This window comes from Lacicoccus qingdaonensis, assembly GCF_900101075.1.
In the GTDB taxonomy this organism is placed as follows: domain Bacteria; phylum Bacillota; class Bacilli; order Staphylococcales; family Salinicoccaceae; genus Lacicoccus; species Lacicoccus qingdaonensis.
Genome location: NZ_FNFY01000003.1, coordinates 64,436 through 81,144, shown reverse-complemented (window position 1 = coordinate 81,144; position 16,709 = coordinate 64,436). Strand labels below are relative to the sequence as shown.

The following is a 16,709-nucleotide window of genomic DNA, read 5'->3' as shown; positions in this document are numbered from 1 at the left end:
TAAGTTTATATGTTTAAAAAGAATATTTACTCAGCTGTCTGTGGTTTATCTTGTACACTTTGTGAACCCTTGTCATCAAGAGGTAATGATTATTTATATAATGACCTTGTCATATGAGCTTAAAAATTTACATTGTATATATTTATCATTATAATTTATAAATGTTTGCTATAATATATCACTTGTGCTTATTACTGTTTCAATAATATTCTTTTTTAAATCTTTTCTAAAATATTTTTAATGAGGTAATAAAATGGAAATAACGACACACAGAAAAATTGTCAGATACGAGGACGGACAATTTTCCGATATAGATGATGTAGTCGCAGAAGAGTTCCCGTTGACCATTTATATAAATGATATTGAGTTTGCCACTCTTGTCTGTTCTCCGGAACACCTGCAGGAGCTGGTCATCGGTTTCCTCGCGTCTGAAGGCGCAATAAGATCTTATAAGGACATCCAGTCCATCAACCTCGATGACAGAGGCGGATTTTGTCATATAAAGCTGAACAAATCGATTCCGACAGACCACTTCCAATACTCCAAACGCATACTCGGATCATGCTGCGGTAAAAGCCGTCAGTTCTACTTCCAGAATGATGTGGACACAGCCAAAGTATCGATGAGTAAGACGACATTGACTCCTGAGCAGATCAGCAGACTGATGATAGAGATGCAGACGACGAGTACCATCTTCAAAGAAACAGGCGGCATCCACAATGCAAGTCTTGGCAGTCCTGAAGGCACTGTCGTTCACCGTGGTGATATCGGCCGTCATAACGCCCTGGATAAACTGTACGGCTACTGTGTTGAAAATAATATTTCTGTAAGGGATAAGATTCTGGTGTTCAGCGGACGCATTTCATCTGAAGTTTTGACCAAAGCTGCTAAAATCGGTGTCGGCATCGTTCTGAGCAAGTCCGCGCCTACGGATCTCGCTGTAGAACTGGCCCACGATCTGAACATTACTGCAGTCGGATTTGTAAGAGGCAATTCATTTAACATCTACAGCCACCCATGGCGTATAAAAGAAAGTGAATAATCTTTATATTTAAATTCTTGTCAGTTGACTTACATGCTTTACACATTTATCATAAAACTAAGTAAATAACAGTACCACTAGGGGTGCATTTAGCTGAGATAGCAGATTTCTGATGAATAATCATCAGGAAGTGCTGATCCCTTCGACTTGATCTGGGTAATTCTAGCGTAAGGAAGTGGTTTAGTACATAAATATCAAACAGCTAACCAAATATATTTCTATAGACTATGATGCTCTTTTGGTGTGTGCTGTTATTTATATTACTAAGCCCGCTTCTGCAATGATTGTATTGCCGGAAACGGGCTTTTTATATTGGAAAAGGGAAGGATGAAGAACAATGACAGAAAGCCTACCGATTGCTCTGACGGTTGCAGGAACCGACCCTACAGGCGGAGCAGGAGTACTAGCAGATATTAAATCTTTTCATTCAAGAGAAGTTTACGGCATGTCGGCCGTCACTTCACTCACTGCTCAAAATACGATGGGTGTACAGGACGTCTTCAACGTACCGGCTGACTTTCTAAAAGCACAGCTTGAAAGTATATTTTCAGATGAAATGCCCCATGCGATGAAAAGTGGTATGATTGCGACCGAAGAGATGATGAGGGTTTTGAAGAAATATGTTACAAAATATGAAATGCCGCTTGTCATCGATCCGGTAATGATTTCTACATCCGGGCACAACCTGATCAGTGAGGATGCTATAGACTATTTGAGAGATGAACTTCTTCCTGCGGCTTTGACGGTAACACCCAATATCATGGAAGCTGAGAAACTTACAGGTGTCGATATCGAAAACGAGGAAGATGTGAGGAAAGCAGCGAAAGTGTTTATCGAAGAAATCGGCGTGAAAAGTGTCATCATAAAAGGTGGTCATCTGAAAGGGGCGGCTGTCGATTATCTTTTTGAAAAAGACAGTGAAACCAGCCTTTCTTCCGACAGAGTGGATACACATCACACCCACGGGACAGGATGCACATTTTCAGCTGTCATCACTGCAGAGCTTGCTAAAGGGAAAACATTGAAAGAGGCATTCCACACCGGTAAAAATTATATTACCAAAGCCATCCAGGAAACTCCGGAAATCGGCAGAGGTGACGGACCGGTCAACCATTTTGCATATAAAGGGGAATTATAAAACTATGTCATTCATAAAAAGTATACGCGAGACACCACCGCTGGTGGTCTGTATCACAAATGACGTCGTAAAAAATTTTACTGCAAACGGAATGATTGCACTCGGCGCATCACCGATCATGAGCGGTGAAAAGGAAGAGGCAGAATCGCTGATGAAAGTTGCAGACGGTCTGCTGATTAACATTGGAACAGCTGATATGCATAAAAAAGAGCTGATGTCAGAAATGATTGCACAGGCAAATAAAAATAATGTCCCGGTCGTACTGGACCCTGTCGGATATGGAGCATCACCTTTCAGAAAGAACCTTGTGAATGAGCTGATAGAAAAATATGATATTCAGCTCATCAAAGGAAACAGAAGTGAGATGCTCGCGCTGTCAGGTGGAGAAAGTACATCACGCGGTGTGGATTCGACTGAGGACAGCGATGCTCTTAAAATAGCAGAAACCTCATATGATAAGTTCAATATTCCGGTTCTGGTCACGGGTGAGACGGATGCTGTTGTTGCAAACGGTCATAAATCCACCCTTCACAACGGTCACCCGCTGCAGGGTCGGATTACAGGTTCCGGGTGCCTTCTCGGTGCTGTCATACTCGCATTCATCGCCAAAAATAACGATGTAAATAACGCTGTTGAAAATGCTGTCAGCTACTATAACCTCTGTGCAGAGACAGCGGGAGAGAACAACACAGCCGGACCCGGCACTTTTATACCAAACTATATTGATTCGCTGTATTCGAACGATGACGATATTTTAAAGGACAAGGTTGTTAAATCCCATGAATAAAAATGATTTAAGACTTTATTTTATATACGGTTCAGGTAACGGTAATGTACAACGCAGCCTGGACGTCATCGAACAAGCATTGCAGAGTGGAATCACCTTATTCCAGATGAGGGAGAAAGGTGACGGGGCACTGGCCGGCAAAGCACTTAAAGAGTTCGCCTTGACCGTCAAGGATATGGCTGCCCTCCATGATGTTCCTTTTATCATAAATGATGATGTGGAACTGGCGATGGCAGTACAGGCCGACGGTATTCATCTCGGCCAGGATGATATGCGTCCGGGGGCGCTCCCTGATTATTTTGATAATAAGATTGTTGGACTTTCCGTCCGGGACGGAGCCGAACTTGCTGCAAGCGACCTCGGCAATGTGGATTATATCGGCACTGGTCCGATATTCCCGACCCTTTCCAAAGATGATGCGGGAGAGGCTACAGGTGTTTCCGGCCTGAAATCGATGCGGGATAAAATCGGCGAGCTGCCAATGGTCGCCATCGGCGGCATTACAGAGAACAATTACCATGAATGCATTGAAAACGGAGCGGACGGAATCGCAGTCATCTCGGCAATCTCCGAGGCAGATGATGTGCCCAGGACTATCCGTAACTTCCTGGAGTAAATTTTAAAGCGCCCCATAAATTAATGGCGGCGCTTTATTCGTCATTGAGGTACTCTGTATATTCCATCGTGCCGGTATCCAGGTTATGATCATTATAATGGGAAGACATGATATCAGCGATGATCACCGGCCAGCGGATATCCGTTGCGTATTGATGTTTCCCCGGATTTTCAGGATTCCACCTCATCTTATATAAAGTATTCTGGTAATTGTTAATATAGTTTTCACTGATAAATTCGGCTCCGCCCATTATAGCCGCTTCAGGCGATGTCCACCCTTCCTGCTCTGCATAACTGGAACCTGTCTCCACAGCCTGCTCATCAAAAGCGCCGATACCAAAAAAATTGTAATAAGTCTCATCTGCTTCAACACCCTGTGCCAGCTCTGATTGACCATTCCCTGTCTCCAGCTGGGCATGGCTGATCAGGTACAGAGCGTTGATATCATAGTTGTTCTGGGCTTCCAAAAATGCTTCGCCGCGATTCTCGAGTATGCCTCTTCCTTCCAAAATCTCATTCAATGTTTCAGCATCAGCATCCACCTTCTCACGCAGATCCATGTGCTGCAGCGGATAATGGTCCTCATCAGTCTTCATATATTCTCTAATCTGGTCTTCATCAGCATCCGTCAGCTCACCTTCATGGATGGTCACATCCTGTGTGTTCTTATCCAGCTGTAAAGAAACAGCTTCATCAAAAGTAAACTCTGATTGATAATTTCTGTTACCTGTTGTTTCAGAAACGATAAAAGCTATGACGAAAACACCCATGATGATGCTCAACAATAATAACGGCATATCATTTTTATCTTTATTCAACATGTTGATTACCTTTTCCCTCTAAAAACTTAAATGACATTACACCAATGCCATAAAAAGTAAGCATCAGATCTGATGCTTACTTTCAGCCATACCCGCAATTGATATTAATGAATCCAGCATCTTCCCTATTCTTTGCTTCATCTCAATGCTGAGTTCACCATATTTACCCGATGCATCCTTTTTATAATCGGAACTGCTCGCACAAAGCTGAGTCGGTATAGCGAGTGCATGCAGCCCTCTCATTACAATTCTCAGCTGAGCGAGGGGATCAGTGTTTCTCATGCCGCCGCTCGTACAGTACAGCGCAACAGGCTTTTCCTCAAACTGGTCAAATGATAAATGATCCAGCGCATTTTTTAATATACCGGAAAACGAAGTATGGAAGTTTGGTGTACCGATTATGATGCCATCGGCCTCACCGGCAATATGCTTCAATTTTTCCAGGTCTTCTGTCTCGGGATGTCCGAGTAACGGAATGTCCCATTGACACAAATCTATGATTTCCACATGGTTTTCAGGCTGTTCAATCTGAGCTTTTATTTCTTCTGCTAAAAAAGCAGTACTTGAACCTGGAAATGGACTCCCGGAAATAATCAGCAGATTCATAAGTTTGCTCCTTTATTTAGATATTTAGTACATTAATGATAACATTTACCATGCTTGAAATCACATACGTCAAAAGGAGTAAAAAAAAGAGACTTAACAAAGTCTCAGCTCATCAATTTATGATTCAGTTCCTGTAATTTACCCAGTGTATCCTCGGGTAAATCTTCGAGTTTAATTTCTTCGTCAACAATTTTCTGTGCTAATTCCATATCGACACCTACAGCTCGGCTGATCTGGTATGCAGTTAGTTTTTTCACGAGTAGTGAAAGGTTCAATTCAGTGTTCACAATGTCACCTTCTTCATAAGTATCGAAACATCATTAACTAATTATATCACAGTTTCCATGAACTTCAACTATATGCTTAATACATTCAAAACAGATGCCGGCTGATAACAGATTAAACTTACCGCCCATGTTCATTTCCTTTTGTTGTTAAGTAATACTAATTATTGGAAATTATAAATAAAATGCAATTTTTTCCGCTATATGCACTAATTAATTATTTTAAATTCGGGTAATAAGTTTATAGGGAGTGAGGATATGTACGAATCAATCTTTAACAAGCAGAAACAGTTTTTTCAGACGAAGGATACAATGTCATTGGACGTACGGATAAAAGCATTAAAACAGCTGAAAGATGCCATAAGATTTTATGAAGACGATCTGATGTTCGCAATGAGGGCGGATTTCAACAAAAATGAAAGTGACGCATTTTTAACTGAAATTGGAATTGTCTACAGTGAAATAAATTTCCATCTTAAAAACTTGGCTGACTGGGCAGAACCTGTAAATGTCAAAACACCGGTGACACACTTCGGCTCAAAGTCCACGATTTATAAAGAACCTTACGGTGTTACATTGATTATTTCTCCATGGAATTACCCTTTCAATCTTGCTATTGCACCGCTTGTCGGCGCACTGAGCGCAGGAAACACGGCCATATTGAAACCTTCTGAACATACCCCCCATGTGTCAGAAGTCATTACAAAAGTGATTGAGCTCGCCTTTCCTGAAAAATATGTCGCTTCAATCGAAGGTGGTATCGAGACCAACCAGCAATTGTTAAGTCTGCCTTTTGATTATATATTTTATACCGGCAGTTCACATGTCGGCAAAATCGTCATGGAAGCAGCTTCCAAAAATTTAACTCCGGTCACACTTGAGCTTGGCGGTAAATCTCCAAGCATCGTCACAAAAGATGCCAATCTGAAATATGCGGCAAAAAGGATTGTATGGGGTAAATTCATGAATGCCGGCCAGACTTGTGTTGCTACGGATTATATTTATGTCGATAACAGTGTAAAAGATCAGCTGATCAAACATTTAAAACATTATACACACAAGTTTTATAATAAAGAATTTGAACAGCAGAATTATATGCAGATTATAAATGATGACCATTTTGAACGTGTCCATAATTACATTCAGGGAGATATTGCCTATGGCGGACGCAGCCATAAATCCAGACGGATGATTGAACCGACCATCATTCAAAATGCAGATTTCAGCCATCCTGCGATGGAAGAAGAAATATTCGGCCCGGTCCTGCCCGTCTTAGGCTATGATAATCTGGAGAAGGCAATGATTGATATAAGAGATCTCCCCGATCCTTTGGCGCTGTACATTTTTACTGAAAATGACAAAACTGCGCAGCATGTCATAAAAAGTATACCTTTCGGGGGCGGTGCAATCAACGATACAATGTATCATCTGGCGACACCCCACCTGCCATTCGGCGGTCGCGGAAACAGCGGTATGGGGAAATATCACGGGCGTTATTCGTTCGATACTTTCAGCCATTCCAAAAGCATTCTGAAACAGACGACATTATTCGATATTCCATTGCGTTATCCTACCTATAGAAAGTTTCAGAAATTATTGAAATACATTTGGAAATAAGATGAAACAGTGAGTAACGCTGTGCGTTACTTCCTGTTAATCCAACTGTTCATCCGCATATTTATCAGATAATTTTTAATGTTGTAAAGTATTTGACAAAAAAGGTTTTCGGATGTAACATTAGAAAAAATATTAAATATAGCTTATCAAGAGTGACGGAGGGGTCTGGCCCGATGAAGTCCGGCAACCTTTTCAGTAAGGTGCCAATTCCAGCCGGGGTTTCCCGGAAGATGAGCAGATAAGAGTCTGCTAAATTTAGCAGGCTCTTTTATTTACTAAGGAGGAAATGTTAATGTCAAAAGATTTTAAGTTCGAAACAAAGCAGTTACATTCAGGTCAAGTGGTTGATTCTGATACAAAGTCCCGTGCACTTCCAATCTATCAGACCACTTCATATGTTTTTGATGACACGGAGCACGGCGCCAACCTTTTCGGATTATCAGAAGCAGGAAATATATATACACGCATTACGAATCCGACTTCCGCTGCTCTTGAAACAAGGGTTGCTGAACTGGAAGGCGGAACAGCGGGTCTTGCTGTAGCTTCCGGAATGGCTGCCATCACTTACGCCATCCAGGGGGTTGCCGATGCAGGCGACCACATCATTTCAACAACGAGCCTCTACGGCGGAACGCACACTTTATTTACACACACTTTCAAAAAATTTGGAATTGATGTGTCCTTAGTAAATACTAAAGATATGGATAACGTTTCACGTGAAATAAAAGACAATACCAAAGCGATATTCGTGGAAACAATCGGAAATCCCGAAGGTAACATCGAGGATCTGGAAGCATTGGCGAAAGTCGCCCAGGATAATAACATTGTTCTGATTGTAGATAATACATTTGCCACGCCATACCTTTGCCGTCCGATTGAACACGGTGCAAATATCGTCATTCATTCAGCTACCAAGTTTTTAGGCGGCCATGGTACATCGATCGGCGGCGTCATTGTCGACGGCGGCAACTTTGACTGGAATAATGGAAAGTACCCGGGGTTCAGCGAACCTGATAATTCCTATCACGGGCTGGTTTTTGCAGATACATTCGGCGATCAGGCTTTTGCATATAAAATCAGAACGACACTGTTAAGAGATACAGGAGCCGCCATTTCACCATTCAACTCCTTCCTTCTGATCCAGGGCCTCGAAACCCTGTCATTAAGAATGGAGAGACATGTTGAAAACGCGGCTAAAGTCGCTGATTATCTGGCCGGCCATGAAAAGGTTGAATGGATTGACTTTGCCGGCCTGTCCGACAGTCCTTACAAGCAGTTACAGGAAAAGTATCTGCCTAAAGGCGCAGGGGCAATATTCACTTTCGGAGTCAAAGGCGGATATGAAGCAGGCAAGAAGTTCATCGAGTCACTAGAACTGTTTTCTATGCTTGCAAACGTGGGAGATGCGAAATCACTTGTGGTTCACCCGGCGTCGACAACTCATGCTCAGTTAACCGAGGAACACCAGCTGGCAGGCGGCGTAAAACCCGAAACTGTGCGTCTTTCTATCGGTCTTGAGCATATAGATGATATACTTGATGATATCAATAAAGGTCTGGATGCGATTTAATGCCAATAAAAATAGTTGAAGGATTACCGGTAAAAAAAAGATTAGAACAGGAAAATGTGTTTACAATTGATGCCTCCAGGGCAACAACACAGGACATTCGTCCGATCAGAATTTTAATTTTAAACCTGATGCCTAAAAAAGAAGAGACGGAGTTACATCTGTTAAGACTTCTCGGCAACACACCACTGCAGATAGACATTGAATTTTTATATACTGAAACACATAAAAGTAAAAACACCCCGACCAGTCATCTTCATAAATATTACAGAACTTTTGATGAAATTAAGGAGGAGCGCTTTGACGGCATGATTGTCACAGGCGCTCCGGTCGAAAAACTGGACTTTGACCAGGTAGACTATATCAATGAACTGGAAGCCATCCTCAAATGGTCGGAAACGCATGTGTTCTCAAGATTTTTCATATGCTGGGGTGCCCAGCATGCCTTAAACTACTACTATCAGTTTGATAAGATCACGCTGTCCAGTAAACTGTTCGGGATATTCAAATACAAGAACATTCTGCCCTCACATCCTTTGATGAGGGGCTTCGATGATCAGTTTGAAGTGCCGCATTCAAGGCATACCAGAATGGATTTCTCCACTCTGGACCGGCACCCGGAGCTGAAAGTACTGTCTGTCCATCCTGATTTCGGGCCGGATATATTGAGTACTGAAGACAGCAGGGATCTGTATATATTCGGGCATTTGGAGTATGAACGCAATACACTGAAAAGTGAGTACATCAGAGATATTGAAAAAGGAGCCGATATCGGCATACCGCACAATTACTTCCCTGATGATGACTCCAACAATGAGCCATTCTTCAACTGGAAATCACACGGCCACCTGTTATTCAATAATTGGCTGAACGAAACTTATCAGAACACATATTATGATCTAAATGATTTGGAGAATTAAAAAACTCAGGCCCTATATTGGACCTGAGTTTTTTATGATTTGTGGGAAACTTTCATATGATTAATACTATCATTTTGATGCTTTCTGGAGAGTCCCATGAGATTTTTAATAAATAATTCACCATAGAGTTTCAAACTCTGATTTTCTATTAGAGCCACATTTTTATCAATCACTTGTTTCTCACGTGATGAATCAAAGACAGCGATATCCTTTGAGTATTTATATTGAGCTATCTCCTCTGATATCTGCATTCTTCGTTCAAACAGACGCATTAACTCCTGGTCAATTTCATCAATTTCTTTACGCAACATATCATGTTTCGTCATGGGTACTCCTCCTTATCATTATTTTTGAACGATAGGGTCGTTCGTAATAGTTTTACCTTCCATTTCCGCAAGGATGTTGATGTGCTGCATCAAGTCCTTGAATTCTGCAGGTGTCAGACACTGCTGGCCGTCACTCCATGCATTTTCAGGGTCCTGGTGTACTTCTATCTGAAGTCCGTTTGCACCGGAAACAACAGCTGATTTAGCCATGGAAGGAATGACGTATCTTGTTCCTGCAGCGTGGGAAGGGTCAATCACTATCGGCAAGTGCGATTCTTTCTGAATCACCGGTACAGCCTGCAGGTCAAGCGTATTACGAGTCGCTGTTTCAAAAGTACGTATACCTCTCTCACAGAAGATTACGTTATCATTTCCGCCTGCCATGATGTACTCTGCCGACATCAACCACTCCTGGATTGTTGCAGACATACCACGTTTAAGAAGTACAGGCTTATTAGTCTGGCCTAGTGCTTTAAGCAGATCGAAGTTTGACATATTACGTGCACCGACCTGGATAACATCCACCATGTCAACAAACTCATCAATATGTTCAGTACCCATCAGTTCGGATACGATAGGCAGACCTGTTTCCTGTTTAGCTGTATTCAGTATGCGCAGCCCTTCAATACCCAGTCCCTGGAAACTGTATGGTGAAGTACGCGGCTTGAACGCTCCGCCTCTTAAAGTGTTTGCACCGGCATCTTTAAGTGCTTTTGCAAGTGCTACAGTATCTTCTTCATTCTCCACCGAACAAGGACCGGCACATACCATGAAATGGCTGCCGCCCACTTTCACTCCATCTATATCTATAACACTGTCATCCTCGTGGAATCTTCGGTTCGCCTTCTTATATGGTGATTGGATTCTGTATACCGCCTTCACTATTCTGTATTTTTTAAAGTCATTCTCATCGACACGGGAAGTATCTCCAATAAGTCCAATTATTGTTCTTCTTTCCCCGTCGGAACGGTGTGCGCGAAATCCAGCTTCCTCAATATTGGAAATTAACGTATCAATCTCACTGTCTTTGGCGTCGTGTGTAACATGAATAATCATAATAAAAACCTCCCATAATTTTTAAAAAATAAAACTGCCACTTAATATATAAATAAGTGGCAGTGTTGAAACAATATAGAAGTCCGATTCTCCAGCCACTTATTTTAAATGGCTAGACATTACAAAATGCTTTAGCCATCATTGATACAAACTTTTGTGAGTTTTACGTTTGTACGCAATGATGAGTACAAACGGCATCAAAAATAGCTAAAGTAAAATCGATTATTAATTTGTTGTTCTGTCAATCTGTTCAACATAGTAATCGCTCCAATTTGTAATGTGGTTGATTGCAATTATATTGGGTAATGATTTCTTTGTCAACCCAAAATATTAAAATGTTCAGACTTTTAAAAATCTTGTCGTTTATTTACTTTAGATATATACTCAAAAGTATAATCATATTGGAGGAATTACATGAATATAGTCATCATCGGCCTTGGAAATATCGGCGGCTCATTTGCGCAGGCTATACAAAAGAATACAAAAGGACATGATGTGTATGCCATAGACGTTGATGAGGAAGCACTCAGAACAGCAGAAAAGCAGGGTCTGATAAAGAAAGGGTATACCGATCCCAAAGATATCATCCCCAAAGCAAACTTTATTCTTTTTGCGGTCTATCCCAAAGTCATTGTGAACATTATTGAAGAATACTATTCACTTTTCCAGGAAAACACGATTATTAATGATGTCACCGGTGTTAAACGGAAAGTCATTGAAGAAATAGAAAATAAACTGCCTCCAAAAGTTGATTTCATATTTGGCCATCCGATGGCCGGCCGTGAAAATCGCGGGTTAAAGTATGCCAGCAGCGAAGTTTTTATCGGTGCCAACTACTTGATCACACCGACCAAAAGAAATCTGCCTGATAATATAAAATGGCTGAAAGATTTTCTTACGCTTATCGGTTTCAGCAATATCACTGAGGTTTCTCCGGAATTTCATGATGAAGTCATAGGCTTCACGAGCCAGCTTGCACACGTCATAGCGATTTCTTTAATCAACAGTGATGATATAAGCCGTAATACTAAACAATACACCGGGGACAGCTACCGGGATCTGACAAGAATCACCAATATCAACGATAAGTTGTGGCCGGAGCTTTTTGTGATGAATAAGGATTACCTTCAAAAACATATTGATGAGTTTAAATTGCAGCTCGACAAATTATCTACAGCCATTGAAGATGAGGATATTGTTACCATGGAGCAGATGATGGTGGAATCCCGCAGAAGATATCACGACTTACATAGTCTGGACATGTCAGATGAATAAGCAAAGTACAGCCTGATCAGGCTGTACTTTTTATTTTCCTTACTTGGAATATTTCTTTATCTTATTGCACACCAAGAATTTTTATGCATTATTTTAAATATTTATTTACAATTTGATGCTTTGTATGTATAATATGATTTATTAACAATTTAGGAGATGGTTACATGGGGCGGCAAAACAAATAGAACTCAATAAATTTTATGGAAAAAGCTTTTTAAAGGAAATCGATTTTTCCAAAGATGATTTGGAAACTTTGATAAACTTTGCAGCAGATTTAAAAAAGAAAGAAAAACATGGCATCCCTCAGCGATTCATGAGCGGAAAGCATATTGCACTGATCTTTGAAAAGCAGTCTACACGTACACGTTCCGCATTTACAGTAGCAGCAGCCAAACTGGGTGCGAATGTAGAATATCTGAACAAAAATGATATTCAGCTGGGTTCGAAAGAATCAGTGGAGGACACGGCGAAAGTGCTCGGCTCCATGTTCGATGGCATTGCATACAGAGGCGATCATCAGACAACTGTAGAATCCCTTGGGGAGCATGCAAACATTCCTATCTGGAACGCTTTGACAAATGAATGGCATCCGACACAGATGCTTGCAGACTTTTTAACGATTAAGGAACACCTTGGCACATATAAAGGTAAAACAATCACTTTTGTGGGTGATGGCAGAAATAACGTCTCCCATTCATTATTGGTCACAGGTGCTATTTTAGGTGCGAATATTAATATTCTTGCCCCGGAGTCTCTGCAGCCTGCAATGTCTGTACAAAAAATTGCATATGATATTGCAAAAGGTTCAGGCAGCAAACTGCTGATTACATCAGATATTGAAAAAGGCATTGCAAACAGCGATGCAGTATATACTGATGTATGGTGTTCCATGGGAGAAGAAGATGCACTCGATGAAAGAGTCAAGCTGTTGTCTGATTACCAGATCAATCAGAAATTAATGGACATGACAGGAAAAAAAGATACCATCTTTTTACACTGTCTGCCTGCCATTCATGATAAATCGACAGATGTAGGCAAGCTCGCTTATGAAAAATTCAATGTCGATGGTCTTGAAGTTACCGATGATGTTTTCAGAAGCCCTGCTTCGAAAGTCTTTGACCAGGCCGAAAACAGGATGCACACAATTAAAGCATTAATTGCAGTCACATGCGGTAACGTCCATTGATCTGAATCGTAAAGCAATCTAAATAAAAACCTCCCGATTATATGAAAATATAATCGGGAGGTTTTTATATTTTAAGCGTATCACTTAACATCGTATCTTTTATCTCATGTCTATATTTATAAATATTGATGACGAATGCACGTAATACCAGGTATAGCGGCAATGACAAAATGATTCCCCAGAAACCTGCAATGTTTGCAGACCCTACAATCAGCGTCACAACTGTCAAAGGATGGATCTTCAACTGTGTGGTAACGATAGACGGGGTAATCCACTTCATTTCCACATAGTAGCTCACAAGAAAAATAACGCATATCCATACTATCATTGACGGAGACTGAACAAGGGTGAAAACTATGACGATAATGAATGTAAGCCAGCCGCCTATGAAAGGTATAACGTTCAAAAACAACGCTATAATAACAAGGATTATACCATAATCCATATCAATCAAAACAAATCCTATGTATAAAAATAACGCTCTAATAATGCTGGCTATTACTTGGCCCTGGACAAAAGCTTTTAAAACCCCATCGATATCCATCAGAAGCGATATAACAAATGATCTCAATTCACCTGAAAATATCCCAGCTGTTTTCGGGATGAATTTCTCATGATCTTTTAGCATAAAAAATAAGAATAACGGGATTATAATAATCATGAATAATGTAGATAAGGTATTTGTCACAACACCTACTATGTCAGTTACCGCACCAGACAGAGAATCGTTTACGACCTCTGTCAAGTTATCGATAAATGTTGCCATTACACCTGGAAGTGCTTCTCTCTGTGAAATGATGTACCCGGCCACACTTTCCAACTCCTGTTGAAAAGCCGGCCACCTCATAATCAGCTTTTGACTTTCTTCAGCTAGCATCGGTACTGCGAAATAGCCTATTCCGCCCACTGATAATGCGAAGACAAGTATTATCAGTGTAATACTGGATAGTCGATTCAATCCATTTCTTTCTAAAAGTGTCTGGAATGCCAATGCGATATAATACAGAAGTCCGCCAAAAAGCAACGGTATAAATAACGTATCAAGCAGTGCCGTAACAGGGTAGAAAATGATTGAAACCTGCATTAACAACGCTATAATCAAAAGTATGAAAAGTATCGTAACGGCAAGTTGAAACCATCGTTTACCTGTCAAACCTCTCTCCCCTTTGCAGTTTCAAATCACAGGTTATTTTTTAAACATTTTAAACAGACTGCTTAAAAACCCTTCCTTGTTTCCTTCATTTTGATTACCGGACTGACTGTATTCCTTTTGAATTTCATCGTCCTGTTTTTCTGTCGTCTCACTATCTTCCCTGCTATATTCACTCATATCAATATTATTATCTTCTGAATTCTCACTGACGGAAGGTGCTTCATCAACGATTCGTTCTGACTGTGTTTCTTCAGCCTCTGAAGGATCATCCTCAACGTCAGCAATATCGTTATCTGTTCTTTCAATATCATAATTTCCGACATCATTTTTTACGTTACTGTCATGCCCTTCGTTATCTCCTTGTTCCGTTGATCTTGTAGATTTTTCATCATTTTTTACGGCGTTATTATCATCAGAAAACGTTGATTCTAAATAACGTTGTGAGTTATATCGATCATACTGTTCCAGACGTTCTACCAGATTCCGGATGTTATCTTTTAAATCTCTATTCTCATCCTGGATTGCATCCAGTCTTTCTATTACATGTGCAAACATCTCTTTAATGTCATTATCATTTGAACCTGCTGACACATTATATCCTGTAGATGATATAATCTCACCGGTTTCATTTACTATCTCATCAGCAGCGGATTCAATAGTGTAGCCGGGTTTCTTGGCCTTCTTGATCAGTTCTCTCAGTATCAATACATCATTTGCTGAAAATAATCTTCTATTGTGCTCATCCTTGGCCACTTCATATTTCCTGTCTTCAAGTAACCTTACATACTTTCTGACATTCTGATCAGATAAGTCAACCAATTCTGTTACTTGTGCAGTTGTGTAATAAACTGCCTGATTAAGTTCTTTCATCCTTATTACCTCCGGGTTAATCATTCATATATATTATAACGGCGTTACACTGAAATAATCAGTACAAAGTCGCTGTAAATTCCTTAAGTATCGTTCCGATAATGATAGTGCGACCGTCGTTATTATTTCTATTAAACTATAGTTTGAAAGCTTTTAATGCATTATTCAAGCTAAATTATGTGTATCGTTTCAACAATAGTACCTATTATTAATCATTTATTTTCATACCGTTAATTATACTATAATTCAGCGGTGAAATAAATTGTTTATAATTTATTCATATTGACTTTAGTCAGAATCATTTGTATATTAATCCTAATATCCTATCGGACTTGGAGGTATTAAATGGACACAAGACTTTCTCAATTATCATTAGTGAACGACCACACAGGAGCTACATCAAATCCAATATACTTGGCTACAGCTTATCAACACCCCAGATTAGGCGAATCGACAGGGTTTGACTATACCAGAACCAAAAACCCGACAAGAACTCAGTTTGAAGAAGCCTTCGCAGAGTTGGAAGGCGGCAAGTATTCTCTCGGTACTTCAAGTGGTATGGCAGCTATACAGCTGGTATGCAACCTTTTTAAACCGGGCGATGAGATTCTGGTAAGCTTCGATCTATACGGCGGCACATTCAGGCTGTTCGATTTCTATACAAAACAATACAACATTAAGTTTAAATATGTAGACTTCACAGATACTGATACAATAAAGGAACACATGACAAGCAGTACTACTGCCTTTTTCATAGAACCCATCACAAATCCTTCCATGATGAAAGCCCCTTTGGAATCATTAATAAATATCGCTAAAGATAACGGTATTACTACCATTATAGATAATACATTCCTAACTCCATACTTATCTCAACCGCTTAAACAGGGCGCTGATATAGTAATTCATTCAGCTACTAAATATATCGGTGGACATAATGATGTATTGGGTGGTGTTGTAACGGTAAACGATGAAGATTTGGGCATCAGATTGGCGGAATATCATAATATGATAGGGGCCACTTTGTCACCAATCGACAGCTACTTATTGATCAGGGGGTTAAAGACATTACATCTCAGAGTGGAAAGGTCACAGGAAAATGCCGGGAAGCTCGCAGAACACTTTAATAATCATGCTTCAATCAAAGATGTTTTGTATTCAGGCCAGACCGGTATGTTAAGTCTAAGGCTGGAGGAAGGGTACAGTGTGAATCAGCTGCTTGAAAATGTTAAACTGTGTACATTTGCTGAGAGTCTGGGCGGAACAGAGACATTCATCACTTTCCCTTACACACAAACCCATGCGGATATGCCTAAAGAAGAACTTGAAGCCAGGGGTATCGATCAACAGTTAATCCGTCTGTCAGTCGGAATAGAATCTTACGAAGATATAAAAAATGATTTGGAACAGGCATTATCCAATAGTCATACAAAATAATAAAAAAGA

Annotated in this window: 17 protein-coding genes and 2 riboswitches; of the genes, 10 read left to right on the top strand and 7 right to left on the bottom strand. The window is 40.4% G+C overall.

All coding sequences use genetic code 11. From position 1 onward, the window contains the following. Nucleotides 1-253: 253 nt before the first annotated feature. From fdhD to thiE, 4 genes are all read left to right on the top strand, one after another. Nucleotides 254-1,042 (top strand): formate dehydrogenase accessory sulfurtransferase FdhD, encoded by a 789-nt coding sequence (gene fdhD, locus BLR15_RS02825; protein WP_092984491.1) that lies wholly within the window; start codon nt 254-256, stop codon nt 1,040-1,042. 69 nt (nt 1,043-1,111) lie between these two features. Next, nucleotides 1,112-1,233: riboswitch (TPP riboswitch) on the top strand. A gap of 146 nt (nt 1,234-1,379) precedes the next feature. Beyond that, on the top strand, nt 1,380-2,180 hold the full coding sequence (gene thiD / locus BLR15_RS02820; RefSeq protein WP_092984489.1) for a bifunctional hydroxymethylpyrimidine kinase/phosphomethylpyrimidine kinase: 801 nt from the start codon (nt 1,380-1,382) through the stop codon (nt 2,178-2,180). A 4-nt stretch (nt 2,181-2,184) separates the two neighbouring features. Continuing rightward, the gene (thiM, locus tag BLR15_RS02815) at nt 2,185-2,967 is read left to right on the top strand and encodes a hydroxyethylthiazole kinase (RefSeq protein WP_092984487.1); all 783 of its coding nucleotides are present in this window, start codon (nt 2,185-2,187) and stop codon (nt 2,965-2,967) included. After that, the gene (gene thiE, locus BLR15_RS02810) at nt 2,960-3,583 is read left to right on the top strand and encodes a thiamine phosphate synthase (protein ID WP_092984485.1); all 624 of its coding nucleotides are present in this window, start codon (nt 2,960-2,962) and stop codon (nt 3,581-3,583) included. Before thiM ends, thiE begins: the two co-directional genes overlap by 8 nt. A 34-nt stretch (nt 3,584-3,617) precedes the next feature. On the opposite strand, the gene BLR15_RS02805 is transcribed toward thiE, so the two are convergent. From BLR15_RS02805 to BLR15_RS02795, 3 genes are all read right to left on the bottom strand, one after another. Next, nucleotides 3,618-4,403: an N-acetylglucosaminidase gene (locus tag BLR15_RS02805; protein WP_092984482.1), complete on the bottom strand. Its 786-nt coding sequence runs from the start codon at nt 4,401-4,403 to the stop codon at nt 3,618-3,620. A gap of 63 nt (nt 4,404-4,466) precedes the next feature. Then, on the bottom strand, nt 4,467-5,009 hold the full coding sequence (locus BLR15_RS02800; protein ID WP_092984480.1) for an NADPH-dependent FMN reductase: 543 nt from the start codon (nt 5,007-5,009) through the stop codon (nt 4,467-4,469). A gap of 104 nt (nt 5,010-5,113) precedes the next feature. Then, nucleotides 5,114-5,296, bottom strand: coding sequence for a hypothetical protein (locus BLR15_RS02795; protein WP_092984478.1), 183 nt, complete (start codon nt 5,294-5,296; stop codon nt 5,114-5,116). 255 nt (nt 5,297-5,551) lie between these two features. On the opposite strand from BLR15_RS02795, the gene BLR15_RS02790 reads away from it, so the two are divergent. The 3 genes from BLR15_RS02790 (at nt 5,552) to BLR15_RS02780 (ending at nt 9,397) form a co-directional block, all read left to right on the top strand. Next, nucleotides 5,552-6,910, top strand: a complete 1,359-nt coding sequence (locus tag BLR15_RS02790) for an aldehyde dehydrogenase (protein ID WP_092984476.1) — start codon at nt 5,552-5,554, stop codon at nt 6,908-6,910. Nucleotides 6,911-7,050: 140 nt separating this feature from the next. Beyond that, a riboswitch (SAM riboswitch) is annotated at nt 7,051-7,147 on the top strand. A 55-nt stretch (nt 7,148-7,202) separates the two neighbouring features. Continuing rightward, the gene (locus tag BLR15_RS02785) at nt 7,203-8,480 is read left to right on the top strand and encodes an O-acetylhomoserine aminocarboxypropyltransferase/cysteine synthase family protein (RefSeq protein ID WP_092984474.1); all 1,278 of its coding nucleotides are present in this window, start codon (nt 7,203-7,205) and stop codon (nt 8,478-8,480) included. Further along, on the top strand, nt 8,480-9,397 hold the full coding sequence (locus tag BLR15_RS02780) for a homoserine O-succinyltransferase (protein ID WP_092984472.1): 918 nt from the start codon (nt 8,480-8,482) through the stop codon (nt 9,395-9,397). The genes BLR15_RS02785 and BLR15_RS02780 overlap by 1 nt, the downstream gene beginning before the upstream one ends. 32 nt (nt 9,398-9,429) lie before the next feature. Here BLR15_RS02780 and BLR15_RS02775 read toward each other — a convergent pair whose 3' ends face one another. Further along, nucleotides 9,430-9,723: a chorismate mutase gene (locus BLR15_RS02775; RefSeq protein ID WP_218118652.1), complete on the bottom strand. Its 294-nt coding sequence runs from the start codon at nt 9,721-9,723 to the stop codon at nt 9,430-9,432. Nucleotides 9,724-9,741: 18 nt separating this feature from the next. Then, nucleotides 9,742-10,779, bottom strand: coding sequence for a 3-deoxy-7-phosphoheptulonate synthase (aroF, locus tag BLR15_RS02770; protein ID WP_092984470.1), 1,038 nt, complete (start codon nt 10,777-10,779; stop codon nt 9,742-9,744). Nucleotides 10,780-11,193: 414 nt separating this feature from the next. Here aroF and BLR15_RS02765 point away from each other — a divergent pair, with 414 nt between their 5' ends. Both BLR15_RS02765 and argF read left to right on the top strand, forming a co-directional pair. Beyond that, nucleotides 11,194-12,054 (top strand): prephenate dehydrogenase, encoded by an 861-nt coding sequence (locus BLR15_RS02765; RefSeq protein ID WP_092984468.1) that lies wholly within the window; start codon nt 11,194-11,196, stop codon nt 12,052-12,054. Between the two features lie 181 nt (nt 12,055-12,235). Next, nucleotides 12,236-13,240 carry an ornithine carbamoyltransferase gene (gene argF, locus BLR15_RS02760; RefSeq protein ID WP_092984466.1) on the top strand — a complete coding sequence of 335 codons (1,005 nt, stop codon included), beginning with the start codon at nt 12,236-12,238 and terminating at the stop codon, nt 13,238-13,240. A 64-nt stretch (nt 13,241-13,304) separates the two neighbouring features. On the opposite strand, the gene BLR15_RS02755 is transcribed toward argF, so the two are convergent. Both BLR15_RS02755 and BLR15_RS02750 read right to left on the bottom strand, forming a co-directional pair. Continuing rightward, the gene (locus tag BLR15_RS02755; protein ID WP_092984464.1) at nt 13,305-14,393 is read right to left on the bottom strand and encodes an AI-2E family transporter; all 1,089 of its coding nucleotides are present in this window, start codon (nt 14,391-14,393) and stop codon (nt 13,305-13,307) included. A 33-nt stretch (nt 14,394-14,426) separates the two neighbouring features. Next, nucleotides 14,427-15,263, bottom strand: coding sequence for a hypothetical protein (locus BLR15_RS02750; RefSeq protein ID WP_092984462.1), 837 nt, complete (start codon nt 15,261-15,263; stop codon nt 14,427-14,429). A gap of 345 nt (nt 15,264-15,608) precedes the next feature. Between BLR15_RS02750 and BLR15_RS02745 the strand changes: the two genes are divergently transcribed. Continuing rightward, the gene (locus BLR15_RS02745; RefSeq protein WP_092984460.1) at nt 15,609-16,700 is read left to right on the top strand and encodes a PLP-dependent transferase; all 1,092 of its coding nucleotides are present in this window, start codon (nt 15,609-15,611) and stop codon (nt 16,698-16,700) included. The last annotated feature ends 9 nt before the right edge of the window (nt 16,701-16,709 follow it).